A 9,964-nucleotide genomic window follows, 5' to 3' on the forward strand; every position below is an offset into this window, starting at 1 on the left:
GGGTGCAGATGTGCAAATCAAATTTTATTGGAGATTAACTACCCTTCCCGGAGACCAAAACACCTGAAATAAAAATAGAGCACAGAATTAATGAACATTCAAGAGCTGAGCCCAGTCAGTGGTGTAAGCCTGGGATCGATGATTACATGCCCCCTTCCACTGCTGCTGTCCGGAAAGCCCCATGGCGGCATATCGCACCGAATGGCTCCCCATGCGGGTGTTAATTTTATCCAGGGCACTCATCAACTTCCGGGACCGCTCCCTGTCTGTGGTGTCAAACAGATCCAGTTGCATCTGACCTGCTCGGGTCAGGCTGGAAAACAAAACCCCCGCCTTTGTATAATATTTCCCGGGCTGAAAAATCTGCTTTAACAGACCCTTTCCCTGCCGGATCAGCTCCGGGGTGTTGTTGGAAGCCGTGGGAAAAACAGCCGTTTTAGAGTTGTAATAATAGGATTCAGATTTAAACCGGTTTGTCATCACATACACGGTGAGTGCTTCGGCAAAGCTCTCCTGATGCCGCAATTTTTCAGCTCCCCGGGTGGTATAAAGGGCGATCGCCTGGGACAACTCATCAAGGGTGGTGGCCGGTGTTTTAAAAGACCGGGACACCGCCACCGATTTTCGCCTGGTTGGTCCGGCTTCCAGGGGATAACAGGATTCTCCGGACAACTCCTTCTGCATCCGGATCCCGTTGATGCCCATCCTGCGATGAATCATGGATGGAGAGGCGGCTTTAAAATCCAGGGCGGTGTTAATCCCCCGGTACTTGAAGAAAGGGGCCAGCCGTCGGCCAATACCCCAGACATCTTCAATGGCGGTTATTTCCAGAGCAAGGTCCCTGTATTTTTCCGGAGTGAGATCCAACACACCATCGGCCCTGGATGATTTTTTGGCAATCCGGCTGGCAATTTTAGCAAGGGTTTTGGTGGGCCCGATGCCAACGGAGACAGGAATTCCGGTATCTCTTTTCACCTTCCTCCGGATGTCCCTGGCATAATTTTCCAGGCTTGTGAAGGTAAAGCCCGTCAGATCCAGAAACGCTTCATCAATGGAATAGATTTCCATGGCCGGGGTAAATTGGGCCAGAGTCTGCATCACCCGGTTGGACATGTCACCATAAAGGGGATAATTGGATGAAAACACACGGACCCTGTTGCTTTCAACAACGGACCGGATCTTGAAAAAAGGCTGGCCCATGCGGATGCCCAGCACCTTGGCTTCATTGGAACGTGCCACGGCACAGCCGTCATTATTGGAAAGCACAATGACAGGTTTGGCCACAAGTCCAGGATTAAAGACCCGCTCGCAGGAGACATAAAAATTATTGCAGTCCACCAGGGCAAAAACAGGCATACATCACTCCTTATGGATCAACTTATCCAGGAAGGCTTCACCCAGGTCAAAATTATCAGATGCAGTGCTCCAATTTTCTTTTTGTGGTGCATGAATGATCTTTAAATTCGCTTGTGGATCAAAAATTTAAAAATATGATCCACAAACGAATTTGAGGTTCATACATGATCCTTAAAAAATGTCTCTTCCTTCAGCAATATTTATCAACTCTGTGAAGGCATAAATTGCGGCCATTCTTCCACTGGATTCCCGCAAAACAGTAAATAGACCATTTCCCCGAAGAGTGGAGAGAATTCTCTTTGCGGTAGACGTTGGAATCTCTTTTATACCCGTGAAATCCGTTGCTTTGAAAATGGGTCTTGAAAAAATGAAATCCAATGCGTGAATTGAATATTGTGAATGGGTCAAATCCACCATCTGATTTTTTTTAGATTCATACAAAGATAGAATTTTGGCCGCTTTTACCTGATTTTCAAGGGCCTGGGTGCCCTCTATCTTTGATGAAAGAACCGCTTCCTGGGTTGAAAGCGGGCTTAAAAGAACGACAGCAGAAAGAGTTCCGTCATATCTTGCCAAAGCAGCATTTGCAGGTCCTATGAGGGGAATCAAGAGAGCCCATTCAATGTTATCAGGTGGAAATTTTTCATAGTGATAGTTTACTGGAGAAGACATTTCATGTTCCCTTTTTCTGTCAAGTAACGCTGATTGCGACTGTTGTAAGGTAAAATATCGTGCTGGTTTTTTCAATACATTGTAGATGGTTCCCCTGTTGAATAGTCATTACTGTCAAAAAGGTCTTAGCTATTTTTCAAAACAGTGTCAATAATTAAAAAAACAATCTTTTTGACGGAAATTTCAATGGTGTTAGAAAGGTATACCTTGATGACAATGCAATGGGGCCACCGCAAAGATATGCTGGATTGCCTGATCGAAAATCCAATTTTGTAAGGTATCAGTTTGATTTTGAGATTTTGCTTTTGCGACCTACATCACCAGCGGCACATCTCAATTTACCACGTCAACGCCGCCGCGTTTTTTGCCGTCTGGTGAATGCTTTTGTGTACGCCCGGCATGGGCGTGAACTTATGGGGTGCAAGTCCTCTATACGTGAATCCTGTTAACCAAGTTACAGTTGACACAAGTATTAGCCGAAAACAAGGGTGGAACCGTAAGGAACCGTCTGAAGGAAGTTGGAGCGCAAAACTATGAGCCGACGAACAGAAACAGCATATAAGGCCTGGTCTCCGGGTAAGCCAGCACAACATGTCAAAGCCCAGGATTCAGGAGGCAGGGTAAATGCTGCGGTTGTGTAGTGATAGTTCACGTTCTTTCACCCCTCAAGGGGGTACTGAAAAGAGTCCGGGGAGATCTGCTTTGCATACATTGATTTTCTTTTGCAATAACTCCCGGGCAGGACCATACCGGGATACCAAGGTCCAGGCATCACCGGCTGTTGCCGACGGTGATGAGACACAAACAACGGGCAGCACCTGCAAAAGGAACTTCATTGCGCCTTTCAAGGTAACTTGTCTGGTGACAGGGCAGAAGTCAGCAGATGCCATAGTAGCCAAATGCCGGGAGTAATGCCCCGGACATGGTGAAGGGCTGAAAGTCAGGAGCATATCTATTAGGCAATATGCCAATGGATGTCCGCACGACCCCTTGATATCGATTCCACTCAGCTACAGTCTCACCTAATCCTCAACACTTATCGACTTGAGTAAATCTTTTATGGCTCCTTGAGATTCTGCACCAAAAATAAAAATGTAGAGTATGAGCGCCAGTGACAACTCATCCAAGGCAATTTCCCTGAATTTTTCTGGAGTGAGATCCAGCACACCATCGGCCCGGTATGATTTCTTGGTAATTCGGTTGGCAATCTTGGCAAGGGTTTTGGTGGGGCCAATGCCAACGGAGACAGGAATTCTGGTATCTCTTTTCACCTTCCTCCGGATGTCCCTGGCATAATCTTCCAGGCTTGTGAAGGCAAAACCCGTCAGATCCAGAAACGCTTCATCAATGGAATAGATTTCAAAAGCCCTGTCTTCTGTGATACTGATGGGCTGGTAATCATCATTTTCAGGATCAAGAAAAACAAGGCCACCCCTGTATCTCAGTCGCTTCACCGTTAATTCACCATCAATGACGGCAATGACAATTTTTTCATCCACCGGTTCCAGGGATCGATCAACAATGAGAATATCTTCCGGATGGATTCCAGCATTGATCATGGAATCGCCACTGACCCGCACAAAAAAGGTAGCGGCGGGATGTTTGACCAGGTGCCGGTTCAGGTCCAGGCTGCCCTCGATGTAATCTTCGGCAGGTGAGGGGAAACCGGCTTCCACTGTGGACATGTAAATAGGACAGCTTATAGTGGTGGTATACATCGACTGTATATATTTTATCTATGAAGATATATATTGGCTCCTCAATTCGTTCTGCCAGATGGCGGCTGAAAGTGTATACTCATATTTAATGACCTACCGTTTTTGAAAACACATGAATTACCACCACTCCTGAAATAATTAATGTCATCCCTATAATGGCCGGTGTGTCTGGGATTTCTTTGTACATCAGTGCCCCCACAATAGCGACCAAGACAATACCAATCCCAGACCAGACAGCATATGTGATTCCTATAGGTATTGTTCGCAAAACAAGTGTCATGAAATAAAATGCAGTGCCGTAACCGAAAAGAACAATCAGGCTTGGAATTAATTTTGTAAATTCAGCAGACGCTTTCAATGCGCTTGTCGCGGCAACTTCGACAATTATTGCTATGAGTAAATACAGGTATGCCATGAAATCCTTTTTAAGTTCAATTTTTTGCTCCAGTATTTCCAGTAAAACACCTGCTGTCCAGAGCTTCAATGATGTTGGAAAGATCGTTTATGTTTCCGGCAAATAAGTCTGGTTTTTAAACTACTCTACAACACCTTGAATGCATAGCGTTTTCGCCATAGCGTTTGTCCCTTCTCCCACAAGCTGTTCAAAAGGATAGCGCTTAAGACAATACAGCCACCAACCACGGTATACATACTGGGGACCTCGTTGATGCCGAAGATGGGCAGAGAAACCCAAACCACCCCGCCCACAACCTCAACCAAAGAGAGCAAGTTCAATTCCGCCGCCGAGAAATGCTTAGCGCCAACCGAAAACAGAATTAAGCCAACCCCGACCAATGAGCCATGGACAATGCTTAGCAAAATGTTCCGACTCGACATCAGGAGAGAGCCGCTTTGACTTTGTATAATGCAGGCAGTTAAAGCCGCACATAGGATTCCGGCAAGTGCGATGTTTGCAAATTGGGGTGCTTCTTTACGAAGCCGAAGGGTGACCGAAAAAATTGCGAAACCACATGCAGAGCAAAATCCAATGATAATCCCCAACACACCTCCCGCTTCCAATCCTTCAATCACCATCACGCAAATCCCAATAAGGGCAATTGTCATGGCAATCCAGGTAACTTGTCGGATTGTTTCTTTAAGAATTAAAATGCCCATAAATGCTGCAAGAAAAGGAGTGGTTGCAACCAGAAACAGCGTATTAGCAGATGTCGTCAAGGTGATAGACCATATAAAACAAATAAAGGCACACACTAATCCTAAAGCGCCTATAACCCCTGATATACCGATCCTTTTAAAATCATTAACGAACCGGCTCCTCTTTTTGGCCATAAGATAGCTACATAAAATTACAGCAACCGTCAGCCCCCTGAAAAACAGATATTGCCATCGATAATTTTGTGGCTCGACCATGTAGCGAACGGTGAGAGCGCCGAATGACCATAATGTGCCGGCAATCAACACGTAACAGAGTGCTTTTGAATGAGTGGTTGTTGCCATAGTTCTTTTTCCATTTTGATTGTTTTATTGACAGTTAAGCGGTTTTATAAGTCCGGATGTACCGCGAAATATGATAAGATGCCAGCATCATATCCTCTTTAGATAACAAACCCGGTTGATTCTCCAGAAAATGAGGAAACGCCTTAGGATTTAAAACCCAAACGGATGATTTCCTGCCTTTGTCAGTTGATTCAACATACCAACCTGGGAACAAAATTACAGGCTTTATTGAATATTTTTTGCCTGTTGTTTCCAGCAAAAGATTTTTCAGCCAATTTGAAGCCGCATTGACCTGGGTAATCGGCCTGGTCAGGGTTCCATATTCTTTGAAAACCAGCTTCTCACCGTCAAATTTAATTGTAGGAGTTCCACTTGAGGGCTTACTATAGGTTTTTGTCTCAATGACATAAACCCCTTTTCTGGATATTATCACATGATCCAGGTTGAAACTTTCCCCGATCACATCATGAAAAATTCTATATCCCTTTTTTCGCATATCATCCAAATACTGACCCACGGCCCGTTCACCATCACGACCAAGTTTGGTGGATTTTATCTTCCTCAGGGTTTTGAGAACCTTGTAAACACTATAAATAGTAAATATGACTGCAATCAGAGTCACGATTTTTGGAGAGGGATCTGTATTCCTGAAATAACGCAACCATTCAAGCACACTCATGATAATCAGGAAAAAGCTTGTCAAGGTGTAAGGCAGCGCATCTTCATTTAATGAGCTTATCAACTCTTTCATCAAGAGATTGTCCAACATAACGAAGGGGCTTGTCTTTGAGGGGAGATTTTCTTTTCATTTGGATTTAAGTCTCAGCAATTGGATTTTGGTCATGTGTTAAATTACAGCCAGTCTCTTTTTCGTTCCGTACATTCAGCCTTAGTCACCTTCCGAGAAAATAAGGGTGTCAACACAACATTCCAGCAACAATGAATTTAATCGCTCCGGGTCCCTTTTTTTCGGGTTAAGCCATTCATGATAGGCATTGGGGTGAAGAATTGCCGGCATTCTATGGTGGATATCCTTGATGCCATCCACCGCATCCCGGGTGATGATGGTGCATGAATGATGATTCTTTCCCCAAGTGTCCCACAAACCGGCAAATGCAAAGGACTCTTTTGACGGCAGCTGAAAAAAATACCGGATCTTATTGCCGCCTTTTGCCGGAGGTTGTTTCCACTCATAATATCCATCTGCAATGATCAGGCATCGCCTTTTTATAAATGGCTCCCGGAAGCTTGGCTTTTTAGAAAGGCTTTCCATCCTTGCATTGATAAACCCTGATCCCTTTTTTTCCTTTGCCCAGAATGAGTCATGTATACTATGTGGCGTGTTCATACGGAACCGCTTCACAAACCTTTTTAACAGGAGAGTATACCATGAAACAGTCAGAAGCAAATCGTTTCAACAAGCTTTATGCCCGCCATCAGAAAACCCTGAAACTTCAAGGAAAAGCTGCAAAGACCATTGATGCATACTCTTGGGCTGTCCGCCGAACCAGGGGCTATTTTGGATGCTGCCCGGATCGGTTGACACTTGATGATCTCCAAGGCTACTTTGCGGATCTGGTTGAGTCCCATTCCTGGAGCACTGTAAAAATCGACCGTCTTGGATTACAGCACTTTTGGAAATTTGTACTGAAAAAGGAATGGAAATGGGTTGATATTGTAAAACCGCCCAAGGTCAAAACCATTCCGGATGTCCTTACACCGGCTGAGGTCGAGCAGATTATAGGCAGAACCCGAAAATTACGATACCGTGTATTTTTGTTGACCACCTATTCCATGGGCCTTCGCCTGGGAGAAACGTTGGCCCTTCAAGTCGGTGACATTTATTCAGCCCGTCAATGCGTTCATATTTGCAGGGGCAAAGGCCATAAAGATCGCATTGTCCCTCTGCCGGACTTGACATTAACAGGCTTGCGGGAGTTGTGAAAACGGCATCGGCATCCCAATTTTTTGTTTCCCAACGCCAATGGCTCCATGGAAACCATTCGAAAGGCAACAAATCACATGGACCGGGGCGGCGCTCAAAAGGCCATGAAAATTGTTGTTGCTGAATGCGGCATAAAAAAAAGTCTCCATCCATTCCCTTCGCCATAGCTATGCCACACACCTCCTGGAGCAGGGCCTAAGTCTTCGACATATCCAGGCACTTCTTGGCCATGCAAATCCCAACACGACTGCCCGTTATGCCCATATTACCGATGTCGTTGAAAAAGAAGGCATGACGACCATCAACAATCTGATCAACACCATTCATGTCGATTTTCGGAAGGTGTGATCATGCAACTCTCTACAATAATAGATGAATATTACGACGTCTTTTTATCCCTCCATGCTGATACCGTAGTTGTCCCCAATGCCAAAACCATGAGGCCAGTAACTGGATCGACCGACAGCAAAATAAAATTTTGCCGGTGCATTATTTTATGGTCACCCTTACAATCCCCTGTGAGTTCAGACACATGGTCTAGCAAAATCAGAGAAGGGGATACGGTCTGATGTTTGAATGTGTGGCAAGCACATTGAGAGATTTTGGTCTTAACCCCAAATTACTTGGTGCCGAAATCGGTATGACCATGGTACTGCACACCCATAACCGGAGGCTGGATTTTCATCCACATATCCATGTGGTCGTTCCCGGCGGTGGCATGGACAAGGCCAGACGACAGTGGAAGAAAAAAAAGGGCAAATACCTTTTTAATCAAAAAGCGTTGGCCAAATTATTCCGTGCCCGTTTCCTTGATGGGTTAAACAAGGAAAGGATGCCGATCCCCAGAGGTGTTCAACCCCGGTGGGTTGTCGACTGCACCAACGTGGGCACCGGCATAACCGCCCTGAAGTATTTATCTCGGTATTTGTACCGGGGAGTCATCAGTGAAAAAAACATTGTCTCCAACTGCAATGGGCACGTGACCTTCAATTACATTGAAAGCAAAACCGGTAATAAGCGACAGCGCACTCTTAAAAGAGAAGATTTTCTTCATCTTATCCTGATTTATGTGTTACCCAGAGGATTCCGCAGGGTAAGGGATTACGGATTTCTCCATGGGAATGCGAAAAAAATGCTTTTTTTGGTGCAGCTTATTTTGCATGTTCAAATCAAAGCAGCATCCTTGCGGCCAAGACCCGCGTTTAAATGCCCATGTTGCAATACCCCCATGGTTGTTCTTGGTGTACGAACGGCAAGTTTCAAGCCGGGATAAAGTGACTTGATTGGCCAGAGCCGAAGTTGAATATCAACAATCAAAGTAAGATAAAAAACTGATTTTATAATTATTTTCAAATAAGCTCTTCAAAAGAGCCCGCTATAGCTGTGCCCTCTCTCCAATATGGGGCACATGAAAAATCCCTGATCCCCACCTTGAAAAAAGATATTTTCTTATAGCCATCATCCCAATAATTACAGGGCTTGTTCAACAACAGGATAAGATCGTGGTTCGCTGCGCTCACACGATCTATCCTTGTTCGTTAGATTGTGCTGGAAACTAAAAAAGCCCCGACCGTTTACCGGCGGGGCTTTCATGACCGAACTGTATCTGTTCGGATTAGTATCTGGTAGCGATGCAGGGATTTGAACCCCGGACTCTGCGGATATGAGCCGCATGCTCTAACCAACTGAGCTACATCGCCAAAACTCGGACTTTATACAATTGCCTGACTGTGTTGTCAAGTTTAAAATTTGATTTGGCTATTTTTTTATTAAGGCTACTGATATTCATAATCAGGAGCTGGTTTTAACGTAAACCATCTTGGTTTCGTGAGAGCCATCACCACAGCACTTATTGGTGGTCAAAGTCCTTGACTGTCACGGTAAAATTTTCAAGATTATCCGGAAGATTTGAAAAAACAACCATGAAGGGACTACTTTGCCCAGGGGCCAGGGATGATTTGACTGGTGCTGTGGGACCTGCCAGTAAGCCATTAATGGCCACCATGTCCAGCGTGGTCAGCTGCTGGTCTGAAATTGTGGCGCCACAAACAACGGTTTTGGACTTTATTTTTACTTTTTCCGTGTTCTGCAGAGAAACGGTTATCTTGATATTGGTGCAGGTCACCTGGGAGGGATTTCGGATGTTTCCTGAGATGACAAATAAAATGCCCTCTTTGTGATTGGTTGCGAAGCGTCCATTAATGGTTTTTTTGTCCGGCATCAGTCGCACCGGTGGGGGTGGGGGGGGCGGTGGGGTTACAAGTTCTGTTAGAAAAGGTATTTTGAGGTCTGTTATATAGGGTATGGATATTCCTGTCATAAGAGATGCAGCATGGGTGCCGAGCAGAAGAATAATAATGAAAATAAAGAAAAGAAATAATTTTACAATAAATGAGGATTCCTTTTCAGTATCAGGGGGGATTTCCTGGGAAATTTCGTTCAGCGGAGGAGCGGATACAATGGGTATATCATCTCTGGATTCGGTGATGAGCGTCTTTGCTTCCACGGCTGCCTGTTCTGTATTTTCTTCTGTGGATGGTCTTTCTTCCAGAGAAATCGCCTGGGAGTCTTCATCGTCCGAAGCAGGCATGGGAGTCTGATCATTTAAATCCATCTCCAGGTTGAAATCATCATCGTTCTCTAGATCATCCGTTGTGTCCGGAGGCAGGGTATCATCCTCCAGAACCACAGCCTGTGGATCATCATCGGTATCCAGATTCAGTTCCAGGCTGAAATCATCATCGTCAGAGGCTTGAGAGGTATCCTTGGGCAGAGTGTCGTCTTCCATTAAATCCGCCAGGGAGTCATCAGCTGT

Annotated in this window: 10 protein-coding genes, 1 tRNA gene and 2 pseudogenes; 4 read left to right on the forward strand and 9 right to left on the reverse strand. The window is 45.1% G+C overall.

The window, feature by feature from the left end:
- Positions 1–87: 87 nt before the first annotated feature.
- Positions 88–1,356, reverse strand: a complete 1,269-nt coding sequence (locus tag ACYQ2M_RS23975) for a Y-family DNA polymerase (RefSeq protein ID WP_459918928.1) — start codon at positions 1,354–1,356, stop codon at positions 88–90.
- Positions 1,357–1,527: 171 nt separating this feature from the next.
- A complete protein-coding gene (locus ACYQ2M_RS23980) occupies positions 1,528–2,103 on the reverse strand; it encodes a Fic/DOC family N-terminal domain-containing protein (RefSeq protein WP_459918929.1) in 576 nt (191 codons plus the stop codon).
- Positions 2,104–2,730: 627 nt separating this feature from the next.
- On the opposite strand from ACYQ2M_RS23980, the gene ACYQ2M_RS23985 reads away from it, so the two are divergent.
- Entirely contained in the window at positions 2,731–2,940 is a 210-nt protein-coding gene (locus ACYQ2M_RS23985) for a hypothetical protein (protein WP_459918930.1), read from the forward strand.
- 110 nt (positions 2,941–3,050) lie between these two features.
- Here ACYQ2M_RS23985 and ACYQ2M_RS23990 read toward each other — a convergent pair whose 3' ends face one another.
- From ACYQ2M_RS23990 to ACYQ2M_RS24010, 5 genes are all read right to left on the reverse strand, one after another.
- Positions 3,051–3,713, reverse strand: coding sequence for a LexA family protein (locus ACYQ2M_RS23990; RefSeq protein ID WP_459918931.1), 663 nt, complete (start codon positions 3,711–3,713; stop codon positions 3,051–3,053).
- A gap of 118 nt (positions 3,714–3,831) precedes the next feature.
- Positions 3,832–4,161: a DMT family transporter gene (locus ACYQ2M_RS23995; protein WP_459918937.1), complete on the reverse strand. Its 330-nt coding sequence runs from the start codon at positions 4,159–4,161 to the stop codon at positions 3,832–3,834.
- Positions 4,162–4,286: 125 nt separating this feature from the next.
- Entirely contained in the window at positions 4,287–5,204 is a 918-nt protein-coding gene (locus tag ACYQ2M_RS24000; RefSeq protein WP_459918932.1) for a DMT family transporter, read from the reverse strand.
- Between the two features lie 34 nt (positions 5,205–5,238).
- On the reverse strand, positions 5,239–5,955 hold the full coding sequence (locus ACYQ2M_RS24005; protein WP_459918933.1) for a nuclease-related domain-containing protein: 717 nt from the start codon (positions 5,953–5,955) through the stop codon (positions 5,239–5,241).
- Positions 5,956–6,093: 138 nt separating this feature from the next.
- The gene (locus ACYQ2M_RS24010; RefSeq protein ID WP_459918934.1) at positions 6,094–6,552 is read right to left on the reverse strand and encodes an SOS response-associated peptidase; all 459 of its coding nucleotides are present in this window, start codon (positions 6,550–6,552) and stop codon (positions 6,094–6,096) included.
- A 41-nt stretch (positions 6,553–6,593) separates the two neighbouring features.
- On the opposite strand from ACYQ2M_RS24010, the gene ACYQ2M_RS24015 reads away from it, so the two are divergent.
- From ACYQ2M_RS24015 to ACYQ2M_RS24025, 3 genes and pseudogenes are all read left to right on the forward strand, one after another.
- The gene (locus ACYQ2M_RS24015) at positions 6,594–7,148 is read left to right on the forward strand and encodes a tyrosine-type recombinase/integrase (protein WP_459918935.1); all 555 of its coding nucleotides are present in this window, start codon (positions 6,594–6,596) and stop codon (positions 7,146–7,148) included.
- Between the two features lie 184 nt (positions 7,149–7,332).
- Positions 7,333–7,497 carry a hypothetical protein gene (locus ACYQ2M_RS24020; RefSeq protein ID WP_459918938.1) on the forward strand — a complete coding sequence of 55 codons (165 nt, stop codon included), beginning with the start codon at positions 7,333–7,335 and terminating at the stop codon, positions 7,495–7,497.
- A gap of 61 nt (positions 7,498–7,558) precedes the next feature.
- Positions 7,559–8,422: pseudogene (locus ACYQ2M_RS24025) on the forward strand (IS91 family transposase); the annotation flags it as partial.
- 350 nt (positions 8,423–8,772) lie between these two features.
- On the opposite strand, the gene ACYQ2M_RS24030 reads toward ACYQ2M_RS24025, so the two are convergent.
- Both ACYQ2M_RS24030 and ACYQ2M_RS24035 read right to left on the reverse strand, forming a co-directional pair.
- Positions 8,773–8,849: transfer RNA gene (locus ACYQ2M_RS24030), tRNA-Met, on the reverse strand.
- Positions 8,850–8,998: 149 nt separating this feature from the next.
- Positions 8,999–9,964, reverse strand: a pseudogene (locus ACYQ2M_RS24035) (hypothetical protein); the annotation flags it as partial.

Source organism: Desulfocicer niacini (assembly GCF_054657595.1).